Source organism: Reichenbachiella sp. 5M10 (assembly GCF_002742335.1).
In the GTDB taxonomy this organism is placed as follows: domain Bacteria; phylum Bacteroidota; class Bacteroidia; order Cytophagales; family Cyclobacteriaceae; genus Reichenbachiella.
In genome coordinates, this window is sequence record NZ_MDGR01000007.1 from 344,913 (window position 1) to 367,963 (window position 23,051).

Consider the following 23,051-nt stretch of genomic DNA (forward strand, 5'->3'; position numbering starts at 1 on the left):
ATTTGCGGCAGATTTAGAAATTCAGAAAATGAAAAAGATTTTATTAGTAGCGCTAATGGCCTGTCTAGCAGGAGCGGCCTCAGCGCAGAACGGGTTCCTTAGAGGGAAAGTAATTGATGGAGAAACAGGTGAGGGACTCTTTGGTGCGACAGTCACCAAGAAGGGAACTTCACAAGGTTCGGTTGCTGATTTTGATGGTAACTTCTCCTTGAGTTTAGAACCTGGAATACACACTATAGAGGTGCAGTTCATCTCGTACCAATCCAAAACCATAGAAGGTGTAGAGATCGTGGCTGGTAAAGTGACGAATTTGGATGTGACGATTTCAGAAGATGTGCAGCAACTGGATGCGGTAGTCGTGACGGCTGAGCAGATCAGAGACAACGACGTAGCACTGTTGTCTGTTCAAAAGAAATCAGTGAATACAGTTGATGGAATATCATCTGCAGCTTTCAAAAAAGTAGGAGATAGCAACCTGTCTTCTGCGATGAAGAGAGTCACTGGAGTGACCGTGCAAGGCGGTAAATATGTCTACGTGAGAGGATTGGGGGATAGATATACCAAAACCTCACTCAACGGTATGGTCGTACCTGGTTTGGATCCAGACCGAAACGATGTACAGATCGATATCTTCCCTACAGGAGTATTGGAAAACGTGATGGTCTACAAGACATTTACTCCGAATCTGAATGGAGATTTTGCAGGAGGGCTGGTTGATATCCAAACCAAGGCATTTCCAGAAGAAAAGACTACGTCGATTTCACTCATGGTAGGATACAACCCCGACATGCACTTCCAGTCCAATAGCGTCAGCTATCAAGGGTCCTCTACGGATTTCTTGGGTTGGGACAATGGTCAGAGAGAGCTGCCCATCTCCACCAATACTCAGATCCCTACTTTGCCCAATGATTTTGTAGCAGAGACAACTCGTAAATTTGATCCAACGCTAGGAGTTGATCGTACGACTAGTTTTATGAATACGGGGCTGTCTGTTTCGCATAGAAACCAGATACAAAGAGAAAAGTTGACTTGGGGTTACAATGCTATTTTCAGTTACAAGAACACGAACACTTACTACGAAGGCTTCACCAGAAAGAGGTATGAAAAGGATCGTACGTCAAGTGAAGTTGCACTAGAGCGTGATTTTAGTGCCGAGGGAGACTTGGGAGTCAATAATGTGCTTTGGAGTGGGTTGTTGTCTTTAGCTGCCAAAACTGATAACCATACGATCGGAACCAATTTTTTGCATACGCAAAATGGGGTGTCAACTGCTTTGGATAGAGAGATGAAGTTTACGGCCCTCAATAATCCTACAAATATCAATAACGATATATTGGCGTATACACAGCGCTCTATGACCAATAACATTACCTATGGTAAGCACCACTTCGGTAAACTTAGAATGGATTGGACCAACTCCTTGTTGTATTCTAAAATTACCGATCCAGATTACCGCGATACTCGTATCAATGAGGACGATGGAGAGTATGGTTTTAGAAACGGAGGAGCTATGAATCGCTTTTGGAGAGAATTAACAGAAGTCAGCGAAAGCTTCAAATTGGACTTTACCTATGATCTCAACGAAAGCAATAAAATTCGGTTTGGTGGATTGGGTACGATCAGACACAGAGAGTTTGATGTTTACAGCTATGATTATGATCCGTTGGAGTCGTTTCATGTGTTGTACAACGATCCCAACTGGTTGCTGGAAGATCAGAACTTGTATTCGTCAAGTAATCCTGACGGATTGTACATCCAAGACAATAGCAACGAGTACAACAACTACGAAGGGAAGCAAATCATCCTAGCGGGGTATGTGATGGACGAAATGCAGATCACTACCAAACTGAAATCTATATATGGTGTCCGTGTGGAGAATGCACGTATGTACTACACGGGGGTGAGGTTGATGGAGGACAACTCACAGTCGCTGGAGGACAACACCGAAACACTCAACGAAACAAACCTACTGCCTTCTGTTAATTTTGTCTATGCGCTGCAGGATGACATGAATCTAAGAGCTTCCTTCAACAAAACTTTGGCTAGACCTTCTTTCAAAGAGAAGTCGTCCGCGTACATTGAAGACCCGATCACAAGGACGCAATTTTCGGGTAACCTAGATATCAAACAAGCTGAAATTTACAACTATGATTTGAGATGGGAATACTTCTTTTCGGCTAGTGAGATGGTTTCTGTATCTGCATTCTACAAAGACTTTTCGGATCATATCGCATTGGTTTTCTTTCCAAACAACCCTGGACAGCTCAAGCCGAGAAATGTGGGAGAGGCATCCGTGTTTGGTACGGAGCTCGAATTGAGAAAGAATCTGATGTTCATCAGTCCAGTATTGCAGAATTTTTCGGTAGGAACGAACGTATCATTGATCGTATCACGTGTCAATCGAAAAACCGTCGTAGTAAACGAGAATGGAGACTCTGAGTATGAAACTGAGGTGAACTACCAGGGCTCTGACGAAGGGGTGGAAAAGTACCGAGACATGACAGGACAGTCGCCGTATGTTATCAATGGGTATTTGAGTTATGAGAATAACACACTTGGCTTGTCTGGCAACTTGTCTTACAACGTCCAAGGAGAGACGCTTACGTATATTGGTATATCGAACGTGCCTGATGTGTATACCAAGCCGTTCAATAGCTTGAACTTAAAGGTATCCAAGGTGCTCGGTAAAGAGGGGAAGTCCTCACTAAGCTTGACAGCCAAAAACTTATTGAAAGCTGAAAACCAAATGGTCTATAAGTTTGGGAAAGAGGAGGAACTTTTCTCATTGTACAAGCCTGGCAGGTTGTTTAACCTGAGTTACACCTATACTTTCTAATTCGAAATCAGACTAACTTATACACTCAAAGCCCGTGCTTCATAGATGCATGGGCTTTGCTATTTTATAGTGGTCAAATTTTGCTTGAGCGCATCGAGCTTTAATTCCCCATTTGACAATTGAGTCTTGAGCTTGTCTGCCTGTGGAGACGTGGAGTTTTTGAGGCGATGGAGGGATTTGCTTGTTTTTTTGTTCTCTTTCTCTTGTTCTTTGATCTGTTCTTGGACGATGCCTGTGTAGTAGTCTATCTTGAAATCCACGAGCATCACCTTGAGGTCCTTGCGTAGGGAGCTTACTTGCTGTGTGGTCCAATCTCCTCCTGTGGGAGCTAGACGAAGCAGGGCGCCTTGAGACTCGGTTTCTAACATCTGCGAGATGAATTTGACAGGGAGTTCTTCGTTTGTTCCAGAGATAGTCAGTTCGTAGTGGGTCTTGTAGTTGAACAGGTGCGCTTTCTTCTTGATGTAGCGCCACCATTGCTTCTTGACTTGTTTGTAGGGCAGAGTGAATGCAGTCTCATAGCCTATGTATTGTGTCCCGTTGATGGTGAAGGTGCTTTCGCTCACATGCAGTGAGTAGTCTTGTGCTACTATAGCGTGGAGATGATAGAAGGACAGGATACAGAGAAGGAGTGTTGTTTTCATGTTCAGATTCATTGACTACAAAATTATATCGGATATTAGAATCTAGAAACTCTGCATGCATTCATCTAGAGTTTAGTCGTCTAGGGTCTGAGCCTGGCAAGGTAGTAGGTTTTAATGGTGTAAAAATCTAAAGTCTTCGCTTGGGAGTGTTAAAGTACAGAAATCGTGCCTTTGGAAGCGGTACGAAGATAAAGTGTCATGATGTTCTCTAGATTCTTGGTGCATTTTATCCACACAAGAGTCTGATGCGATGATTTAGAGCGTGAGGGCCTGACGGAGAACGGGAGGGGCTATGAGGGGGGTAGGGGGTGTATTTAGAGGTTTTATCACAAGAGTAAGGGCTGGATTAGAGCTAGATTAGAATCAAAGATATAATTTGATTAAAGTGTCTATAATTCCAATATTGAACTATTTTTGCCACACAGTGAATTCACGGAGTTTAGTCAGTTCTGTTTGGCTTAGAGTGGGTTATGAAAATTATTGGTATTAATCTTTAGGTACGTCTGATTACATGAGTAAAAGTGCTTCTCTAGCTGCTAGATTTAAATATTCCTTTGATAATTATATATCAAAAGGTACGGGTACATTGATTGGAGGACTAGCTCTTCTGACTTTGGTTTTGGTTTTTATTTTGGCAGTGATTCTGATTTTGTCCGGTATACATCCGGATCAATCTGTTTCATTTACGATTTTTGATTCCCTTTGGGAAAACATGATCCATATGTTGGACCCAGGGACGCTGGGGGATACGGATAGCGATTGGGGGATGCGTAGTTATCTTCTTTTTGTGACATTGATCGGGGTAGTTGTATTATCTACACTGATTGGTTTGGTATCCAATGGTATCTTGACGAAAATTGAAGAGCTAAGAAAGGGGCGTTCTTTTGTGATTGAGAATGATCATACCTTGATTTTAGGATGGTCATCCAAAATTTTCACCATCATTTCTGAATTGATAGAAGCCAACGAAAACCTCAAGGAAGGGGTGATTGTGATCTTGGCAGACAAAGACAAAGTGGAAATGGAGGATGAGATCAAACTCAAAGTAGGGGATACACGCAACACACGAGTGATTTGTCGTACGGGGGACCCGATTGATATCGATGACATTCACATTGCCAACCCATTTGAGTCCAAGTCTATTATCATCCTAGACAAGGACAATGAAAATTCGGATTCACAAATCATAAAAACGATCGTAGCGATCGTGACCAACCCAAAACGAGAGGAGCTGCGTGAGCGACCTTATCACATCACAGCAGAGATCACCCATAGCAAAAATTTGGAAGTAGCGAAGATGGTCGGCAAGGACGAAGTAGAATTGATTTTGTCCGATGATTTTATCTCAAGAATCATGGTGCAGACGAGTCGTCAGTCTGGGTTGAGTGTGGTTTATATCGAGCTCATGGATTATGATGGCGATGAGATCTACTTCACGGATGAGAAGACCGAGAGTTTGGTAGGCAAGACCTTTAGGGATATTATTTTTGCTTACGAGGAATCTGCCATCATGGGGATTCAGTTTAGCGACGGTACAGTAGCAATCAACCCTCCGATGGATACGGTATTCAACCATGGAGACAAGGTCATCGGTATCACCGAAGATGACGATACATTGATCCCATCTGGACGTACAGATTTTGGGATAGATTCGAGTCGTTTTGCGCGACCAAATGACCCGAGTCAAAAGGATGAAAAGATTCTTTTGATTGGATGGAATCATCGAGCCAAAAATATCATTCGTGAATTGGATCAGTATACACCGTACGGTTCTGTGGTCAAGGTGGTCTCTAAATTTGAGGACCCCATTCCAGTGATCGAAAAACTACAGCCATCACTCAAAAACCTCACCGTTGAGTTTTTCAAAGCAGAGACGACAGAGAGAGAGACATTGGAGGATTTGGATATCCCTAGTTTTGATTACATCATGTTGCTGTGCTACGAGCAGCATTACCCTGTGCAGGAGGCAGATGCTCAGACGCTCATCACGCTGCTGCACATCAGAAGTATCGCTGAGCGTACAGAAAAGCATCTCAATCTCGTCAGTGAGATGATTGATATGAAGAATCGCCAATTGGCAGACATTACCAGTGCCGATGATTTCATCGTGAGTGACAAGTTGCTCAGTTTGATGATGACGCAGGTCTCTGAAAATAAATACTTGATGAGAGTGTTTGAAGACTTGTTTGATGCGGATGGATCAGAGATATATATCAAACCTGCCAAAGAGTACGTGACAGTGGGTGAACCGGTGAATTTCTATACCGTCCTCGAGTCAGCCGCCAAGATGAACCAAGTAGCTATCGGGTATAGAATTCTTGCACAAAGCAAAAATGTAGACGCCCAGTATGGAGTGGTAGTCAACCCAAACAAGGCAGAGTACATCAAGTTTGCCGAGAATGATGAAATCATAGTACTCTCTGAGGATTAACCCAGAGAGTATTTTTTAGATAGACTTCAAAGCTGTTCGAATTTCCCGAATGGCTTTTTTTCTGTAAGACTCTTCATGATTGGGACGGGATACCATGCTGTTGATGTACTGCATGATGTCTGCTTGTTGGGCTACATCCAAGTGATGGAGCCTCTTGACGATTTCTTGTTCTAATGCCGGAAGATTCATTTTTCTACTTGTTTTTGGTGGTATTCAAAGTACGTTAGAAAAACGTGAGATTGTATACTCACCTTGATTATCAATGTATTACAAAATCTATACCCAATGATAAACTATTAGGAGACTGAAATCATCGGTGAATTACCTAATTCTGTTTTTGCTGGAAACCACGTATCAACAAGCAAAGGAGCTTCCAAAAGCTCCATCGTGTGTTGTGGGAGGCTTGCAAAGGTGTATTGTTGGTAAAGGTCAATCAGTCAGTTTGTCGATTTGGGCTATGAGGCAATTCTCTGCTTGGGTTGCTATATGTTTTGTCGCGGTTTATACTTGAGTTGGTTAATTTTATCTGCCGGTCTCTTGGTTTTGGCTGGCTGTATATTTTTATGCGACTGTATTGGTTCAATGGAGAGGATCAATTGCCTCATAGATAATCCGTAGGCCTAGAAAATAGTTACTAATTTGCACGAGGGAATTCAAAGAGATTTATTGAAATATGAATAAGAGTAGTAAAGAGTTTTTGTACAAGTACCTGGACAATGCATCACCTACGGGGTTTGAATCATCAGGTCAGAAAATATGGTTGGAGTATGTCAAAGCGTATACGGATGATTACATCACAGATACCTACGGGTCTGTCGCAGCGATCATCAATCCAGAGGCAGCATACAAGGTGGTCATTGAGGCGCATGCAGACGAGATCTCCTGGTTTGTCAACTATATCTCTGATGATGGTTACATCTATGTGATTAGAAATGGAGGTTCGGATCATCAGATTGCACCGTCCAAGCGTGTCAATATTTTTACAGATAAAGGTGTAGTCAAAGGGGTGTTTGGTTGGCCGGCGATTCATGTACGCAAGGATAAGAATGAGGCTACTCCGAGTTTGGACAATATCTTTATCGACGTGGGTTGTGAGACCAAAGAGGAGGTCTTGGACCTGGGGATACAAGTTGGCAATGTCATCACTTTTGATGATGAGTTGATGGAACTCAACGGAAAATACCTGTGTGGTCGTGCCTTGGACAACCGTATCGGAGGCTTTATGATTGCGGAGGTAGCACGCCGATTGTTCGAAAACCAAGTGAAGTTGCCATTTGGATTGTATGTCGTCAATGCGGTACAAGAAGAAATAGGATTGAGAGGGGCAGAAATGATGGCGGCACGCATCAAGCCAAATGCAGCAATCATCACGGACGTGTGTCATGATACGCACTCTCCTATGTATGAAAAGAAGCGTGACGGGGATCAAAAGGCAGGTAAAGGACCTGTGTTGACATTTGGTCCAGCGGTGCAGAATAACCTGCTCAAGATGGTGATGGATGTAGCAGAGAGCAAAGATATCCCATATCAGCGTGCGGCTACCTCTCGGTCAACGGGTACGGATACTGATGCGTTTGCGTACAGTGGGGAAGGAATTGCATCGGCACTGATTTCACTACCGATCAAATATATGCATACCACCGTAGAGACTGCACATCTGGAAGATGTAGAACATGTGATCTCCTTGATGTATGAGTTTATCATGCAGCTCAAAGATGGGCATGATTTCAGTTATTTGAAATAACCAATGGATACCAAAGTAAAAAGCCCAGATCTCTCTGGGCTTTTTCTTAATAAGTAGAATCCTCATACTGTTGGGTTAACATTTTGTTTGTTGTTACAACAGTGATGGCAATCTATGATTTTTTTGAATTAATTCGGGATTGTTAGAATAATATTTGGGTTTTTGAAGTGAATATTATGATTCGTTCAAAAATACTCAATGTGTCTCTACGTAGTTTTATCAAAACGATCGTTTGGGTAGATAGATTTTAACAGGTTTTATTGATTGTTGAAAATTATCTATTCAGATAGAATTTATGTTTATTTGTTTCGAACAAATCTAACAGTCTAATGCCTCAAATTAAGATTAGCTCAGTGCAGTGTACACTCCCAGATGAGATTGACAAAGATGAAATGTATCTCAAGTACGAGGGTAAGAAAGTGTGGCCAGTAGGGGATCGTTATTTCCGAATCGATACAGGAGATGAAGTAGATATTGATATGACCTTGGAGGTAGCCCAAGGCTGGGTGGAAGTGGAGCTATGGGATTTTGATTACCTAAGTTTCAATGACCACCTTGGTACTTTTCGCTTCAATGTGGATGCTCCGAAGGGAGAGTACTCGACAAGTATGGAATTGTACGAGGAGAAGAGCACAGCAAGCTATATCATGAAGTGGGAAGTGTTGTCTTAAGTCTTCTCTGCTTCCCAACGAAACCATTCTGTTGACTTGCAAAGCCGCGGCATTGTTCTTATTTTGTTTAAGGACAATTTGATGATGTGGCGAAATATGAGACTGCCCAAAAAACCACTTGGTAAGTTCAACACTCTGTTGCTTATCCTTTACGTATGTTTTTTTACCATTGATGTTTTTATCAAAGAGATCACCTTTATGCCGTGGTGGTTCTTTTTGGTATTGATCGCATTGCAGTTGGTGCAGATGTACTTTTTGTATCGTGGGATATTGGAGGTATGGGTCGCGCATTTCAATTTGGCCACCCTCATGGGGATGTTGCAGTTGGCTTTGGTTCTCAAGCCTGACTATTTTCATGCAGTGGTCTATTGGGCGGCGGTGGTGCCGATTTTGGTGAGTACAACGCTAGATGGTCGTCATTCCCTTGTATGGTATGTGTTGACTGTCCTATTTGTGCTGTTCAATGGTCTCCATGCTTACGTACAGTTTGGAAGCTATACCTTAGAGATTTTCCCGATGCGATTCATGATTACGGGATTGATATATGTGTTTTTGACCATTTTCGTCGCTGTACTTTACAAGCAGATGAGAGATCGTCAGAGCAAAATATTGGATGTTAAAAACAAACGACTAGCTGCCCAGCGCATGCGGTTGGAAGCTCTCAATAAGGAATTGACTTTGCAACATGATCAGCTTTTGACTGCCCAAAAGCAATTGCTGCAATCTGAGAAAATGGCATCACTTGGGGTGCTGTCAGCTGGGATTGGACATGAAATCAATAATCCCTTGCATTTTATCAAATCGGGTGTGGATGGCCTGGCGAGAGAGCTCGACAAGGACGTAGAGGATGTGCGCAAAGAAACACTACCGTACATGAAGGTGATTCAGGAAGGGGTATCGAGAGCCAACAAGATCGTCAAGAGTTTGAGCCATTTTAGTAGGCAAACGGTCACAATGGATGAGTCGTGTGATATTCATGGTATTCTAGAAAATTGCCTGTCGATACTCCACAATAAGCTCAAATTCAGAGTCGAAGTATTTACCGATTATAGCGCTACTACTCATGTCGTAGTAGGTAACGAGGGGAAGCTACATCAAGCGTTTCTTAATGTACTCACCAATGCGGAGCAGTCGATGGATGAGCGTGGAAAATTAACAGTGAGTACGAAATCTTCTGGATCAGATATACGGGTGTCTATATCAGATACGGGGAGCGGGATCAAGGAGGCGGATCTTGACAAAATTCATGACCCATTTTTTACTACCAAAGAGCCAGGGTTAGGGACGGGGCTAGGTTTAGCTATTACACACAAGATTCTCGAAGAGCATGGGGTTCGTGTAGAAGTCCAATCAGAGGAGAATGTAGGAACTGAATTCGTGTTGATATTCCCGATAAAGTAGTACACGGGGAATAAAAAAGCCGATTCGAAAGGAATCGGCTTGAAGTGTCTGTTCGTTGGTGATTACAGGTGGATTGCTTCACCGTACGCATCCTCTACGGCATCTTTGATCGCTTCAGACATGGTAGGGTGTGGGTGAATCGCTTTCATGATTTCGTGACCCGTAGTTTCTAATTTTCTAGCGACTACAGCCTCTGCGATCATGTCTGTCACACCTGCTCCGATCAAGTGACATCCGAGCCACTCGCCATACTTGGCATCAAAGATCACTTTGACAAATCCTTCTGAGTTTCCTCCTGCTTGGGCTTTTCCAGAAGCAGAGAATGGGAATTTTCCTACTTTGATTTCGATTCCAGCTTCTTTTGCAGCTTTTTCGGTCATGCCTACAGATGCAATTTCAGGCGTACAGTATGTACAACCTGGGATGTTTTCATAGTCGAGCGGCTCAGGGTTTTCACCACAGATTTTTTCCACACATATGATCGCCTCTGCAGAGGATACGTGTGCCAATGCCGGCCCGTGTACGATATCACCGATGGCGTATATGCCTGGGAGGTTTGTTTTGTAGTAGTCGTCCACGATGATTTTGCCTCGGTCGGTCATCACGCCTACATCTTCGAGACCGATGCCTTCGATGTTGGTTGAGACTCCTACAGCTGACAATACGATGTCACAATCGATTTGCTCTTCGCCTTTGGCTGTTTTGACAGTCACTTTGCATCCCGACCCTTTGGTGTCTACAGCAGTCACTTCAGCGCTCGTCATGATATTCATGCCTTGCTTTTTGAATGATCTCGCCAATTGTTTTGAGACATCTTCGTCCTCTACAGGGACAATATTTGGTAGGTACTCTACGATTGTGACTTCTGTGCCGATGGAGTTGTAGAAGTATGCAAACTCTACACCGATGGCACCAGAACCAACAATGACCATTTTCTTAGGTTGTTTAGGTAGCGTCATTGCTTCTCTATACCCAATGATCTTTTTGCCATCAATTGGTAGAGTAGGTAGTTCTCTAGAACGCCCCCCAGTAGCAATGATGATACTGTCAGCTGTGTAACTTTCGGTTTTGCCCTCAGCATCTGTGACAGTTACTGTCTTGTTGGCGGCTACTTTGCCAAACCCCAACAATTGGTCGATCTTGTTCTTTTTGAGAAGGAATTGTACTCCTTTGCTCATTGTGTCAGCGACACCACGGCTTCTCTTGATCATTCCTCCAAAATCCGCTTTGGAGTCCTTGACGGTGATTCCGTAGTTTTCTGCGTGAGAAATGTATTCGAAAACACTGGCACTTTTCAAAAGAGCTTTTGTAGGAATACATCCCCAGTTGAGGCAGATGCCTCCGATTTCTGCTTTTTCAACCACTGCAACTTTTTTCCCTAGTTGGGATGCTCTGATAGCTGCAACGTATCCGCCAGGACCGCTACCTATCACTATAATGTCATATTTGTTTGCCATAATTCTTTTACTGAATAAGAAGAGACCTGATTCGTTTAGGCTCTAAAGAGCTGCAAATTTAATGGCTTTGGCTTGAGAATAAAAGGGAATCGGTAAGCTAAAACGCAAATAGCCTGTCATAATACAGCTCCAAATGCGTATGGGGGAATTTTTGATAAAAAATCCAATGGATAGATTGAAACGATGTATTTTTGGACGAAAATTTCGACAGAAAACCATTTACAAACAATCAAATGAAATGAGTATCATGGACTTTTCAAAAGCATAGATGTGTCCAAATACGCGTATCAGGTGACTACAAAAAATTAATTCACACATGAAATTATTGGAAGGAAAAACAGCTTTGGTGACAGGTGCTTCTAAAGGTATCGGTAGAGCAATTGCTATCAAATATGCACAACAGGGAGCAAATGTGGCATTTACCTATTTGTCAAGTGTAGAGAAAGGCGAGGCGTTGGTTGCAGAACTGGAAGCTTTTGGCGTGAAAGCCAAGGGCTATCGATCAGATGCATCGAAATTTGATGCAGCAGAGGAATTGGTCAGTAACGTAGTGGCTGATTTTGGTCAGCTCGATGTATTGATCAACAACGCTGGGATTACCAAAGATAACCTTTTGATGCGTATGACAGAGGAAGCATGGGATGATGTGATCAACGTTAATCTTAAATCATGTTTTAATACGGTCAAAGCAGCTACTCGAACTTTCATGAAGCAGAAATCGGGTTCTATCATCAACGTGTCGTCTGTAGTCGGAGTGAAGGGCAATGCGGGGCAATCTAATTATGCAGCTTCTAAGGCTGGGATTATTGGGTTTACCAAATCAGTGGCATTAGAGCTTGGATCTAGAAATATCCGTAGCAATGCTATCGCACCGGGATTTATCGAGACGGAAATGACCGAAGTGTTGGACGAAAAGGTAGTACAAGGTTGGAGAGAAGGCATTCCAATGAAACGAGGAGGACAGCCTGAAGAAGTAGCTGATGCCTGTGTGTTCTTAGGGTCCGATATGTCTACATATATTTCTGGCCAGGTATTGAACATCTGTGGAGCGATGTTGACCTAATGCAAGAGACTCCTTCTCAGGATGATCCTTGGTTGTGATGATTCTGAGAAGGAGAATGATTGAGAACTCTTCTGATTCCAATGCCAAAAACGTAGCACTATTGCCCATCATTCAATTTGAATATTCTGTTTGGCTCTTGCCACTCTACCTGTTGATCGCCTGTGCCATCAGCTATCTCCTCTATTCGAAAAAAACACCGTGGAACTCCGTTACCAACAAATTACTTTTTGTGCTGCGTGTTATGATTTTCACGTCACTTGGGATCCTTCTATTGAATCCGCTCTTCAATCAATACATCGAGCAAGTTGAAAAACCCCAAGTCGTACTGGTCGTGGATCATTCTACTTCGATGCTCAACCACACGGACTCCCTTCAAGTACGAACTATCCATCAGACGGTGTCGGATTTGGAAGAAACCTTGGAAGGTAAGGGGTACGATGTGCTCAAAAGTAACCTCGATCAAGAGTTGGAGACTTGGACGCAATTGGAGTTTAGCGGACAAACCACCGATTTGAGTGCTGCGCTGCAACGAATCGCAGCGCGCTATGAAAACGCCAATCTAGCAGCAATGTATCTAGTGTCGGACGGTAAGTACAATCGTGGGCAATCACCCGTGTATCAATCGTATCCGTTTGTGATGCATACTATCGGAGTAGGAGATACAACACAAAAATATGACCTTGCGATCCGAAATGTACTGTTCAATAAGATCGCTTATCAAGGCAATCGTTTTCCGATAGTTGCAGAAGTGTATAATTTCGGTTTTTTGGATGAAAAAACGACGCTTAGACTCACCAAAAAAGGAAAGACAATAGCCTCAAAGCAACTTGTCTTTGACAGAGAAGAGGGACTGGTCAAAGTGGAGTTTGAAGTGGAGGCGAAGGATCAAGGTTTGCAGCGGTTGGATGTGGTAATCGATGGGTTTGAGGAGGAATCCATTCAAACCAACAATCGCCAGAGCATCTATGTAGATGTGATTGATGGGAAACAAAGTGTCCTTTTGGTTGCGCCTGCCCCGCATCCAGATCTCAAGACTCTGCGTGAGGTGATCGAAAAGAATAAGAATTTTGAAGTGAAGCTCTTCGTGCCAGGTCTGAGTGAGATGCCGATAGAGAAGGTGGACTTGGCTATTGTACACAATGCCTTTGATAGTCGTCGACGGACACAGAAAGTTGTCAACGAATTGATTGAACAGAAGGTGCCCATGTTTTATGTCTTAGGGTTTCAAACGAATTTCAATGCATTGCCACTGGGTCCGTCAGAACTGGCTATTGCGCAGCGCAGGAATCAAAAGGACCTAGTTACAGCACAGCTCAATCCAGACATGGATTTGTTTATTGTGACTTCGGATCTCAATGAGCGCTGGCAGGAGTTTGTTCCTGTATTGGCTCCCTACGGGGAAATAACCATACCTGCTGACGCCAAGGTGCTCTTGCATCAACGAGTAGGAGCCGTGACTACTCAGCGCCCCCTACTGTATACTACTCTACATTCGGACGTGAAACATGCCTATTTGCTAGCTGATGGGATATGGCAGTGGCGATTGCAGGAGTACGCTTCGTACGAAAATACAGATAGTTTTGATGAATTCTTTCTCAAGTTGGTTCAATACCTGAGTACCAAGGTCGACAAGCGTAAGTTCAAGTTCTATCCAGTGCGCAACGAGTACGGTACAAACCAAATAGTTGAGTTTCAGTCAGAGTTGTACAATGAAATCTATGAGAGGGTGTACGGAGAGGAGCTACAAGTGAGGATCATGTCTGAGAATGGGTTGAGTAAAGAATATGCATTTGTGCCATCGTCAGAATACTCACTGTTGAAAGTTGCCAATTTGGAGGCAGGGAAGTATCAGTATGAAGCTATATGGACTGAGAAAAAGGACAGGGTGAATGGGGATTTTATCGTTAGAGACGAGCAGCTGGAACAATTTGATCAAGTGGCAGACTTTGGTTTGATGCGAGCTTTGGCTGAGGCTAATGACGGGGTGTTTTATACGCTTAGCGATCAGGCCAAACTGTACCGAGATGTGGAAGATTTTGCTTTCAAAGGACGTGTCCATTTTGAGGAAGATGTGTACCCTGCAATCAATCTGTGGTGGTGCTGGGTGTTGGTTTTGACTCTAGCCAGTACAGAGTGGTTTGCCCGTAAGTATTCAGGAGGGTATTGAAACACAGAAAACCTGTTAGTAGCTAACAGGTTTTCTGTGTTTCAAACTGTGTTTGAATTCAAGAAGGAATAGACTTCAAGTTTATTCTTCTTTCTTTTCTTTTTTAGCTTTTTGCTTTTTGACGGATATATCCAGTTCTTCCGCACCTTCGCTGTGATCAGCTAGGAGCGTATCTCCTTCTTGTACATTGCCCTGGAGGATGAATTCCGCTATTTGGTCTTCGAGATACTTCTGTATGGCTCTGTTGAGTGGACGAGCACCAAAGGCCTGATCGTATCCTTTATCTGCCAAGAAGTCTTTGGCTTTGCTTGTCAACTCTACGTTGTACCCTAGCTCTATCACGCGCTCGAGTAGTTTGTCCAACGAAATGTCGATGATTTTGTGAATGTTTTCACGCTCCAGTGAGTTGAAGACAATCACATCATCTAGTCTGTTCAAAAACTCTGGAGAGAATGCCTTTTTCAAAGCACTTTGGATGGTTGATTTCATGATATCATCCAAGTTCTCTTTTTTGTTTTTGTTCATGAAACCGATACCTGATCCAAAATCCTTGAGGTCTCGTGCTCCTATGTTAGAAGTCATGATGATGACGGTGTTTCTAAAGTCAACTTTACGCCCCAATCCATCGGTCAATATGCCATCATCCAATACTTGAAGAAGGATATTGAACACATCGGGGTGTGCTTTCTCTATTTCGTCTAATAGTACCACACTGTAAGGTTTTCTTCTCACTTTTTCAGTAAGTTGTCCCCCTTCTTCATAGCCTACATATCCCGGAGGTGCCCCCACGAGTCTTGATACAGAGAATTTTTCCATGTATTCACTCATGTCAATTCTGACCAAGGCATCGTCTTTGTCAAAGAGGTACTTGGAGAGTACTTTGGCCAATTCGGTTTTTCCGACACCCGTAGGTCCCAAGAATACAAACGAACCAATTGGCTTGTTTGGATCTTTCAATCCTACTCTAGTTCTTTGGATCGCTTTGGTCAATTTGGCGATTACCTCATCCTGTCCGATGACTTGTTTTTGCAAGTCTTCTTTCATGCTGAGCAACTTCTTGCTTTCCTTTTGTGCGATTCGCTTGACAGGTACTCCCGTCATCATAGCGATGACTTCAGCCACGTTTTCTTCGGATACTTCGAATCGCTGAGACTTGGTTTCTTCTTCCCACTTGGCCTTAGCTAGCTCGAGTTGCTCGATGAGTTTTTTCTCTTTGTCTCGCAACTGCGCGGCTTCTTCGTATTTCTGACTTTTGACGACCTGATTTTTTTCGACTTTGACTGCCTCGATGGACTCTTCTAGACTGACGATTTCGTCTGGTACATAGATGTTATTGATATGGACTCTAGAGCCCGCTTCGTCCATGACGTCTATAGCCTTGTCTGGAAGGAATCTATCGCTGATGTATCTGTCGGATAGACTTACACATGCTTCGATAGCTTCCTTGGTGTAGTTGACATTGTGATGATCTTCGTATTTATCTTTGATGTTATTTAGGATTTGTACGGTTTCATCTTTCGTCGTAGCATCTACCATTACCATTTGGAATCGTCTCGCCAACGCTCCGTCCTTTTCGATGTATTGTCTGTATTCATCCAATGTAGTCGCTCCGATGCATTGGATTTCTCCACGAGCAAGTGCTGGCTTGAACATGTTGGAGGCATCAAGTGATCCTGAAGCACCACCAGCTCCTACTATCGTATGTAGTTCATCGATAAACAGGATGACTTCTGGAGATTTTTCGATCTCGTTCATTACGGCCTTCATGCGCTCTTCGAACTGGCCTCTGTACTTCGTTCCTGCAACGAGTGAGGCTAAGTCGAGTGTTACGACTCGTTTGCCAAACAATACTCTAGAGACTTTTTTCTGGATGATTCTAAGGGCAAGTCCCTCAGCGATGGCTGTTTTACCAACACCTGGCTCACCGATTAGGATCGGGTTGTTTTTCTTTCTACGGCTCAGGATCTGAGCGACACGTTCGATTTCTTTGTCTCGACCTACGATAGGGTCGAGTTTGTCATCTTCAGCCATTTTGGTCAAGTCTCTACCAAAATTGTCCAAGACAGGAGTTCTTGATTTCTCACCTCCTTTGCCTGATGGATCCTTGCTCGATGATCCGCCACTGCCACCAGCACCAAATAGCCTAGAATCGTCTTCTGGTTCGTCTGTGTCCGATGAAGAGGACATTGGGTGCTCAGTTTGATACTCGAGCAACTCTTTGACTACATCGTAGGCGACATCAAATTTGTCTAAAATTTGTGTACCGATATTGTCCTCATCTCTCAGTATAGAGAGCAGAAGATGCTCGGTACCGATCAATTGGCTCTTGAATATTTTTGCCTCTAGGTATGTGATTTTCAATACCTTCTCTGACTGTCGTGTCAAAGGGATATTGGCTAGGTTTTTTACATTGTTGGTAGCAGAACCTTTTGTTGCTTTTTCAATCGATGCTCTGAGTTCGTCAAGTGAAACGCCTAACTTCTTCAACAAGCTGATAGCAACTCCCTCACCCTCGCGTATCATGCCAAGTATGAGGTGTTCTGTACCGATATAATCGTGCCCCAATCTGAGTGCTTCTTCGCGACTCAGTGATATCACCTCTTTTACTCGATTCGAAAATTTTGCTTCCATGTGCTACTTCGTTGTAGTAAAACTATTTTTAATCTAATTAAAACTAAACAATAACTTAAAAACGATCAATTATATTAACCTGTATAGTCGCAGTTTAGTTTCATAAATATTTGTCGGATTCAGGCCCTGTATTGCTCAGTAAATCCAATATGCTCAAGTTGGGTGCAAATTCTTTACCAAACAATTGCGGGTATGAGACGGGATCTTTGATGTTGGACCAAATATATGGCTTTTTGGGGTGAATAGCGGATCTCATGTCGTTGAATTGGTTCTCCGAATTACTTTCGTAGGTTTCTGTGAAATTTATTTTCGTGTCAATATGTAGTGCTTTGAGACAGAATGACAGAATTTCATTGTTGAGTTCGAGTAGTCGCTCGTGTTTTTTGAACAGAATGTCGTGTAGATATTGTTCGTAATATTCGAAAAAGGGGGATTTGTTGTAGGCCGAAAGTAGGGCTCGCCAGTGATCATTGAGCCAACGGTGAGTGTATTCGATTCGGATATCTTCCATCTTTATTTTCTTATTGCCACCGATCATCGGGATGGCAAGGGGGAGTATGCGGTTGGATCCAAGGATGTAGCATCGGTTGCGATATGTCTGTTTTTGAAAGTGCTCTTGCGTCTCTATCCATACTTCATCCAGTGATTTAAGGTATGAGAAGTAAGCTATGCATGGGAAATAGTGACTGTCAATGATCGTCTTCATAGAAAATCGGATATGTCTCCCATTCCTTCTCTGACAACCATAGCCTCCCCTTCGGTACAGTCGATGACTGTACTGGCTATATTTTGTCCATAGCCTCCGTCGATGACGATATCCACTTTGCCCTTGAATTTTTCATAGATCAATTCGGGATCTGTAGAATACTCTAATATTTCATCGTCATGATGTATGGATGTTGTGATGATGGGGTTTTCAAGTTCGCGGACAATTTCTCTTGGTATATTATGATCTGGGACTCGGATACCGATGGTTTTTTTGGATGCGTTGAGCATCTTAGGGACTTTGGTACTGGAGTTTAGAATGAAAGTGAAAGGCCCTGGTAGCGCTTTTTTCATGAGCTTGAAAGTAGAGGTGTCCAGTGATTTGGTGTATTCGGAAATGTGACTCAGATCATAGCATATGAATGAGAAGTCCACTTTTTTGGAGCGAATGTCCTTGAGTTGCTTGATGTGGTCGATGGCTCGGGAGTTGAATATGTCACACCCCATCCCGTAGATCGTGTCTGTTGGGTAGATGATGACGCCACCTTTGCGTAGGACGTTGACGATTTGTGATATTTTTCGAGGATCAGGGTTCTCCTGGTACAGTTTGATAAACTCTGTTTTCATAAGGATCAAAATTAATCAATTGTATCGTTTTAATATTATGGATTAAATACTTCGAGAAATGAATCTGCTAGGAGTAAATAATTATTTTTGCGTCCTTATGGATAAGAAAAAAGTGATTTTAGGGGCGGCTATTGTTTCATTTTCGGTGATGCTCTCTTCTTTTGGTTTTTATTTTCATCAGGTGGTATATGCGCCCAATTTCTTATATGAGCGACAACCAAAGCCCTTGGTCATTCCGACAGGATCGGATTTCAAATACGTGCAAGACGAATTGGGAAGAGGTAAATATTTGGATGATTACATCAGTTTTAGTTTTTTGGCCAAAATGATGAGTTATGATGAGCATGTCAAGCCAGGGTTGTATCTCATGGAACCGGGCATGAGCAATATGGAAGCGATCCGACTGCTTCGCTCTGGGCAGCAGACTCCTGTCAATGTGACATTCAATAATGTACGCTTGGTAGTGCCTGATCTGACGGAAAAAATTACTAAGAACTTGGAAATGACGGAGGAGGATTTCGAAGCAGTGCTCCGCAATGACTCACTTATCGAAGCGAATGGTTTTGACAGTTTGACGATTGTGTCGATGTTTATACCCAATACCTATCAGGTCTACTGGAATACTACTCCGTTGGCTCTTTTTATGAAAATGAAAAAGGAGTACGATAAATTTTGGTCGGTCGAGCGATTGTCTAAGGCAGATTCGATTGGCTTGAACCCAAAGCAAATATCGGTACTGGCCTCTATCGTGCAGGCTGAGACGATTATGTCTGACGAACGCCCAGTGGTGGCAGGGTTGTATCTCAACAGGTTGAGAAGAGGGATTCCGCTGCAGGCAGATCCGACGCTGGTATTTGCTGCGCAAGACTTTGAAATAAAAAGAGTCTTGACCAAGCATACGCTGATAGAGTCTCCATATAATACGTATAAGTATACAGGTCTTCCCCCCGGGCCAATCAATATGCCGAGCATAAGTTCTTTAGACGCTGTTCTCAACTACAAGGAGCATCGATACATTTATATGTGTGCCAAGGAAGATTTTTCAGGGTATCACAATTTTGCCACGAATCTGAAAGACCACAATAGCAATGCACTGCGGTACCAGCGTGCATTGAATAAAGCAGGGTTGTATAGGTAAGGATGGCGAAGGAATATAGTTTTTTTGAGGACGTGTATGAGGTGGTCAAATTGATCCCAAGTGGGCGTGCGACGAGTTATGGCCTGATTGCGAATTATCTAGGGACGAAACTCAGTGCGCGCATGGTAGGGTGGGCGATGAATGCAGCGCACGGGGTGCCAGATGTCCCAGCTCACCGTGTGGTCAATCGGGACGGGCTACTGACAGGGAAAGCGCATTTTGCTACTCCGACCCTCATGCAAGAACTGCTTGAAGAAGAAGGGCTCACTGTAGAGAAAGATAAGATCCAGCATTTCAAGTCCATTGTCTGGGACCCTGCTGTTGAGCTGGGGATTTAGACTTAGTCTTTGGACGAATGGCTGATCAGAGCGAGTCCTATGAAACTGAGTAGTCCATTGAGTAGGAGCAGTTCAAAGCCAAACTGATACCCTCCAAACCAAACTTCGGAGTATTTGTTGATGAAAAACGTCAGTACAGGGGCTGTCAGGCAGACCACGGGTACCCATCGGTCCTGAACGGGGCGCCTGGTGAATAGTCCAAATGCATACAAGCCCAACAAGGGGCCGTAGGTGTATCCAGCCACTCGAAACACTTGATTGATGACACTGTCGTCATTGATGGCTTTGAAGATGAGTATGACCAAAAAGATCAGTGCAGAAAAACCGAGATGGATCCATCTGCGCTGTGTGTGGCTTGATTCGTCAGGCTTCTTTTCTAAAAAGTCAATATAGAATGAGGTGGTCAATGCCGTGAGTGCCGAGTCTGCACTGGAATAGGCTGCAGCAGTGACACCCAATAAGAAAACGATTCCCCCAAGTAAACCAAAATGGTTGATCGCAAGATATGGGAAGAGTGCGTCGGTGGTTTGTGTAAGATCGATATTTTTGACATCAACGTAATGGTAAAGCAAGGTTCCTAGTCCTAAAAAGAACAAGTTGACGAAAACTAAGACGATACTGAACCAGAGCATATTCTTCTGTGCGTCTTGGAGGGATCGGCATGTGAGATTCTTTTGCATCATGTCTTGATCTAGCCCAGTCATCACGATTGCGATGAACGCACCAGCAAAAAATTGTTTGAAGAAGTTGTGAGGTGACTGCCAATTCCAAATGAAGATGTTCGATGTGGTGCTATTTTGGATCGTGGCGAACAGCTCGCTAGGCGAATAGTCAAGATCCGTACCGATGATCCAGATGCTGATGCCAACGGCGAGCAACATGAATAGCGTCTGCAGAGTGTCGGTCCATACGATGGTTTTGATACCTCCTTTGAACGTGTAGAGCCATATGAGTGCAATAGTGACAAACACAGATGCTGCAAAAGGAATCTCAAACGCATCGAAAAAGGCGACTTGAAGCACGGTCGCAACGAGAAATAGTCGGAAAGCAGCTCCAATTACTCTAGAAATCAAGAAAAAGAATGCGCCGGTTTTGTAGGAGGATTGGCCAAATCGACCTTGGAGGTACTGGTAGATTGAGACTAGGTTGAGTCGATAGTAGAGAGGTAAGAGCACCTTGCCAATGACTAAGTACCCAAGAAGATAACCCAAGACAATTTGGAAGTAGGACCAGTGACTACTACCTACTTCCCCAGGTACGGAAATGAAGGTGACCCCAGAGAGGGAAGCCCCAATCATCCCAAAGGCTACCAAGTACCAAGGAGACTGACGGTTGGCAGTGAAAAAGGACTCGGTGGTTATGTCTTGACTCGTCCATTTTGCGATAAGCATCAAAACAGCGAAATATCCAGCGATGATAAGAAATACCAATAGTGGGCTCATGAGTAGTGTGTTGGACCGACGGCAAACATATCAAATTTCACCATGTCGGGCTTGTCCAGCTCAAGAGAATAATGAAGGGGTGGGTGGGTTCTCATAGTATTTAGACGTAAATTTGCCGCTTATGCAAGAGAGAGCTACCGCGGAGAAGGTATCATTCAATCATGAAGATGCTACTTCGAAACAATTCGTTCAGACATTGAACAAACGAGTGAACGAATACTTCCAGTCAAACGGGATTTCCAAACACGGGAATGCGACGTTGTACATCAAAACGGTAGTGATGTTGTCTATGTTTATTGTGCCCTACTTTGTGGTCATTCTAATGGAACCACAAGGTCTCGTAGCTTTAGGCCTGATGATCATCATGGGGATGGGAATGGCTGGAATCGGGTTGTCGATCATGCATGATGCGATTCATGGGGCGTATTCTTCTAACCGTACGGTCAACAAAATCCTCGGCTATACATTAAACCTCGTAGGAGGCAATGCCATCAACTGGCGTATCCAGCACAATGTCAAGCACCACACCTATACCAATATCGAAGAGCATGATGAAGATATAGAGCCGAAGGCTATTTTGAGATTTTCTCCAGGGACGAAGTTGAAGCCTATTCATAAGTACCAGTATTTGTATGCATGGTTTTTCTACGGGCTGGGGACTTTCTTTTGGGTGACGTTCAAGGATTTTGCTAAGATCACGCGATACAACAAGGAAGGCTTGTTGGCCAAAAACACGAAGAGTATTGCAGGAGAGTATGTGATATTGATCCTAACAAAGGTCGTGTATTATATCTATGCGATCGGTGTACCGGTCTATTTCACTTCGTATACGGGATGGCAGATTTTCGGTGGGTTTATGCTCATGCACTTTGTGGCAGGTATGGGCTTGGCGGTGATTTTTCAGCCTGCACACCTGATGAATGAAGTGGATTTTCCAGCACCAGACAAAGACGGTAACATGGAGTATTCGTGGACGGTACATCAACTGTACACCACTGTGAATTTCGGGAATCAAAACCGAATATTGGATTGGTACGCTGGTGGGTTGAATTTCCAAATCGAGCACCATTTGTTTCCGCATATATGCCATGTGCATTACAAGCATCTGGCTAAGATTGTCAAAGAAACTGCTGCAGAGTACAATTATCCTTACTACGCAGAACCGACATTTAGATCGGCACTATTGGCACATGGGCGTATGCTCAAAGCCTTAGGTTTGCCTGCAAAGGCTGCAGCGTAGCTGCTAGCGGGTTGTCCAAAGATCAGAATCTCTGGAGGTGTGAAATACAGCTACGATTAGTATCGTAGAATTACTCTTGTCGATTCGAAAATGAACACCGTAGGGGAATTTCTTCAGGTAGATGATTCGGGTTTGCTCGAATCGGGTTTGTGATTTGAACGGAAATGTATGGATGCTATCTATGGCTTGTTGGAGTCTAACTTCAAAGGCATGTCCTAACCCGTTGTTTTGTTCGGTGTAGAATAAATAGGCATCACGAATATCTTCTTCAGCAGCCTTTGTGATTTCTACAGCGTACGCCATGCTGCCTATTTTTTAAACAAATCCTTTTTTGCACTGTCCCAACTCCTCGTTTTCATTTCTCCACTATCGACAAGTTCTAGGCGCTTAGAAACTTCTTGTTGTTGCCATTCGGGAACAGATTTTTCTTCGTTGATAGATACGTAATCTAAGGTCTGAATTAAATCCATAAAGGTGTCAAACCTATTGTCCTGTATGTCAAGTGTGATTTTCATG

The 23,051-nt window shown here is 43.4% G+C and carries 19 protein-coding genes; 10 read left to right on the forward strand and 9 right to left on the reverse strand.

The genetic code is table 11. The features are described from left to right. The first annotated feature begins 28 nt into the window (after nt 1-28). The gene (locus BFP72_RS01470; protein WP_099597414.1) at nt 29-2,836 is read left to right on the forward strand and encodes a TonB-dependent receptor domain-containing protein; all 2,808 of its coding nucleotides are present in this window, start codon (nt 29-31) and stop codon (nt 2,834-2,836) included. Nucleotides 2,837-2,895: 59 nt separating this feature from the next. On the opposite strand, the gene BFP72_RS01475 is transcribed toward BFP72_RS01470, so the two are convergent. Next, nucleotides 2,896-3,480 carry a hypothetical protein gene (locus BFP72_RS01475; RefSeq protein ID WP_099597415.1) on the reverse strand — a complete coding sequence of 195 codons (585 nt, stop codon included), beginning with the start codon at nt 3,478-3,480 and terminating at the stop codon, nt 2,896-2,898. Nucleotides 3,481-4,066: 586 nt separating this feature from the next. Here BFP72_RS01475 and BFP72_RS01480 point away from each other — a divergent pair. After that, nucleotides 4,067-5,911: an NAD-binding protein gene (locus BFP72_RS01480; RefSeq protein ID WP_158233227.1), complete on the forward strand. Its 1,845-nt coding sequence runs from the start codon at nt 4,067-4,069 to the stop codon at nt 5,909-5,911. Between the two features lie 15 nt (nt 5,912-5,926). Here BFP72_RS01480 and BFP72_RS19070 read toward each other — a convergent pair whose 3' ends face one another. Continuing rightward, nucleotides 5,927-6,100 (reverse strand): hypothetical protein, encoded by a 174-nt coding sequence (locus BFP72_RS19070; protein WP_158233228.1) that lies wholly within the window; start codon nt 6,098-6,100, stop codon nt 5,927-5,929. A gap of 484 nt (nt 6,101-6,584) precedes the next feature. Between BFP72_RS19070 and BFP72_RS01485 the strand changes: the two genes are divergently transcribed. The 3 genes from BFP72_RS01485 to BFP72_RS01495 all read left to right on the forward strand — a co-directional run bounded on the left by BFP72_RS01485 (nt 6,585) and on the right by BFP72_RS01495 (nt 9,727). Further along, nucleotides 6,585-7,655 carry a M42 family metallopeptidase gene (locus tag BFP72_RS01485; protein ID WP_099597417.1) on the forward strand — a complete coding sequence of 357 codons (1,071 nt, stop codon included), beginning with the start codon at nt 6,585-6,587 and terminating at the stop codon, nt 7,653-7,655. A 329-nt stretch (nt 7,656-7,984) separates the two neighbouring features. Further along, nucleotides 7,985-8,326 (forward strand): hypothetical protein, encoded by a 342-nt coding sequence (locus BFP72_RS01490; RefSeq protein WP_099597418.1) that lies wholly within the window; start codon nt 7,985-7,987, stop codon nt 8,324-8,326. A 96-nt stretch (nt 8,327-8,422) separates the two neighbouring features. Beyond that, nucleotides 8,423-9,727 carry a sensor histidine kinase gene (locus BFP72_RS01495; RefSeq protein WP_158233229.1) on the forward strand — a complete coding sequence of 435 codons (1,305 nt, stop codon included), beginning with the start codon at nt 8,423-8,425 and terminating at the stop codon, nt 9,725-9,727. A gap of 62 nt (nt 9,728-9,789) precedes the next feature. On the opposite strand, the gene lpdA is transcribed toward BFP72_RS01495, so the two are convergent. Next, the gene (gene lpdA, locus BFP72_RS01500) at nt 9,790-11,184 is read right to left on the reverse strand and encodes a dihydrolipoyl dehydrogenase (protein ID WP_099597420.1); all 1,395 of its coding nucleotides are present in this window, start codon (nt 11,182-11,184) and stop codon (nt 9,790-9,792) included. Nucleotides 11,185-11,500: 316 nt separating this feature from the next. Between lpdA and fabG the strand changes: the two genes are divergently transcribed. Both fabG and BFP72_RS01510 read left to right on the forward strand, forming a co-directional pair. Beyond that, nucleotides 11,501-12,247 carry a 3-oxoacyl-[acyl-carrier-protein] reductase gene (gene fabG / locus BFP72_RS01505; protein ID WP_099597421.1) on the forward strand — a complete coding sequence of 249 codons (747 nt, stop codon included), beginning with the start codon at nt 11,501-11,503 and terminating at the stop codon, nt 12,245-12,247. 55 nt (nt 12,248-12,302) lie between these two features. Next, nucleotides 12,303-14,414: a VWA domain-containing protein gene (locus BFP72_RS01510; protein ID WP_099597422.1), complete on the forward strand. Its 2,112-nt coding sequence runs from the start codon at nt 12,303-12,305 to the stop codon at nt 14,412-14,414. 81 nt (nt 14,415-14,495) lie between these two features. Here the strand turns inward: BFP72_RS01510 and BFP72_RS01515 are convergent, their stop codons facing one another. From BFP72_RS01515 to BFP72_RS01525, 3 genes are all read right to left on the reverse strand, one after another. Then, on the reverse strand, nt 14,496-17,045 hold the full coding sequence (locus BFP72_RS01515; RefSeq protein ID WP_099597423.1) for an ATP-dependent Clp protease ATP-binding subunit: 2,550 nt from the start codon (nt 17,043-17,045) through the stop codon (nt 14,496-14,498). Nucleotides 17,046-17,145: 100 nt separating this feature from the next. Continuing rightward, on the reverse strand, nt 17,146-17,751 hold the full coding sequence (locus BFP72_RS01520; protein ID WP_099597424.1) for a WbqC family protein: 606 nt from the start codon (nt 17,749-17,751) through the stop codon (nt 17,146-17,148). Beyond that, entirely contained in the window at nt 17,748-18,377 is a 630-nt protein-coding gene (locus tag BFP72_RS01525; RefSeq protein ID WP_099597425.1) for an L-threonylcarbamoyladenylate synthase, read from the reverse strand. The genes BFP72_RS01520 and BFP72_RS01525 overlap by 4 nt, the downstream gene beginning before the upstream one ends. 97 nt (nt 18,378-18,474) lie before the next feature. On the opposite strand from BFP72_RS01525, the gene mltG reads away from it, so the two are divergent. Then, entirely contained in the window at nt 18,475-19,515 is a 1,041-nt protein-coding gene (gene mltG / locus BFP72_RS01530; RefSeq protein WP_255397142.1) for an endolytic transglycosylase MltG, read from the forward strand. Nucleotides 19,516-19,517: 2 nt separating this feature from the next. Further along, on the forward strand, nt 19,518-19,853 hold the full coding sequence (locus BFP72_RS01535; RefSeq protein ID WP_099597427.1) for an MGMT family protein: 336 nt from the start codon (nt 19,518-19,520) through the stop codon (nt 19,851-19,853). Nucleotides 19,854-19,855: 2 nt separating this feature from the next. On the opposite strand, the gene BFP72_RS01540 is transcribed toward BFP72_RS01535, so the two are convergent. Next, nucleotides 19,856-21,295, reverse strand: a complete 1,440-nt coding sequence (locus BFP72_RS01540) for a sodium:solute symporter (protein WP_099597428.1) — start codon at nt 21,293-21,295, stop codon at nt 19,856-19,858. A gap of 121 nt (nt 21,296-21,416) precedes the next feature. Between BFP72_RS01540 and BFP72_RS01545 the strand changes: the two genes are divergently transcribed. Then, the gene (locus BFP72_RS01545; RefSeq protein WP_099597429.1) at nt 21,417-22,535 is read left to right on the forward strand and encodes an acyl-CoA desaturase; all 1,119 of its coding nucleotides are present in this window, start codon (nt 21,417-21,419) and stop codon (nt 22,533-22,535) included. A gap of 3 nt (nt 22,536-22,538) precedes the next feature. Here the strand turns inward: BFP72_RS01545 and BFP72_RS01550 are convergent, their stop codons facing one another. Next, entirely contained in the window at nt 22,539-22,838 is a 300-nt protein-coding gene (locus BFP72_RS01550; RefSeq protein ID WP_099597430.1) for a type II toxin-antitoxin system RelE/ParE family toxin, read from the reverse strand. A gap of 5 nt (nt 22,839-22,843) precedes the next feature. Then, the gene (locus tag BFP72_RS01555) at nt 22,844-23,050 is read right to left on the reverse strand and encodes an addiction module protein (RefSeq protein ID WP_099597431.1); all 207 of its coding nucleotides are present in this window, start codon (nt 23,048-23,050) and stop codon (nt 22,844-22,846) included. Nucleotide 23,051 lies beyond the last annotated feature (1 nt).

Excerpts from the sequence above, each read along its gene's own strand:
- BFP72_RS01470 (WP_099597414.1), top strand. The coding sequence starts at position 29 with ATGAAAAAGATTTTATTAGTAGCGCTAATGGCCTGTCTAGCAGGAGCG.
- BFP72_RS01475 (WP_099597415.1), bottom strand. The coding sequence starts at position 3,480 with ATGAAAACAACACTCCTTCTCTGTATCCTGTCCTTCTATCATCTCCAC.
- BFP72_RS19070 (WP_158233228.1), bottom strand. The coding sequence starts at position 6,100 with ATGAATCTTCCGGCATTAGAACAAGAAATCGTCAAGAGGCTCCATCAC.
- BFP72_RS01485 (WP_099597417.1), top strand. The coding sequence starts at position 6,585 with ATGAATAAGAGTAGTAAAGAGTTTTTGTACAAGTACCTGGACAATGCA.
- BFP72_RS01490 (WP_099597418.1), top strand. The coding sequence starts at position 7,985 with ATGCCTCAAATTAAGATTAGCTCAGTGCAGTGTACACTCCCAGATGAG.
- BFP72_RS01495 (WP_158233229.1), top strand. The coding sequence starts at position 8,423 with ATGAGACTGCCCAAAAAACCACTTGGTAAGTTCAACACTCTGTTGCTT.
- lpdA (WP_099597420.1), bottom strand. The coding sequence starts at position 11,184 with ATGGCAAACAAATATGACATTATAGTGATAGGTAGCGGTCCTGGCGGA.
- fabG (WP_099597421.1), top strand. The coding sequence starts at position 11,501 with ATGAAATTATTGGAAGGAAAAACAGCTTTGGTGACAGGTGCTTCTAAA.
- BFP72_RS01510 (WP_099597422.1), top strand. The coding sequence starts at position 12,303 with ATGATTGAGAACTCTTCTGATTCCAATGCCAAAAACGTAGCACTATTG.
- BFP72_RS01515 (WP_099597423.1), bottom strand. The coding sequence starts at position 17,045 with ATGGAAGCAAAATTTTCGAATCGAGTAAAAGAGGTGATATCACTGAGT.
- BFP72_RS01520 (WP_099597424.1), bottom strand. The coding sequence starts at position 17,751 with ATGAAGACGATCATTGACAGTCACTATTTCCCATGCATAGCTTACTTC.
- BFP72_RS01525 (WP_099597425.1), bottom strand. The coding sequence starts at position 18,377 with ATGAAAACAGAGTTTATCAAACTGTACCAGGAGAACCCTGATCCTCGA.
- mltG (WP_255397142.1), top strand. The coding sequence starts at position 18,475 with ATGGATAAGAAAAAAGTGATTTTAGGGGCGGCTATTGTTTCATTTTCG.
- BFP72_RS01535 (WP_099597427.1), top strand. The coding sequence starts at position 19,518 with ATGGCGAAGGAATATAGTTTTTTTGAGGACGTGTATGAGGTGGTCAAA.
- BFP72_RS01540 (WP_099597428.1), bottom strand. The coding sequence starts at position 21,295 with ATGAGCCCACTATTGGTATTTCTTATCATCGCTGGATATTTCGCTGTT.
- BFP72_RS01545 (WP_099597429.1), top strand. The coding sequence starts at position 21,417 with ATGCAAGAGAGAGCTACCGCGGAGAAGGTATCATTCAATCATGAAGAT.
- BFP72_RS01550 (WP_099597430.1), bottom strand. The coding sequence starts at position 22,838 with ATGGCGTACGCTGTAGAAATCACAAAGGCTGCTGAAGAAGATATTCGT.
- BFP72_RS01555 (WP_099597431.1), bottom strand. The coding sequence starts at position 23,050 with ATGAAAATCACACTTGACATACAGGACAATAGGTTTGACACCTTTATG.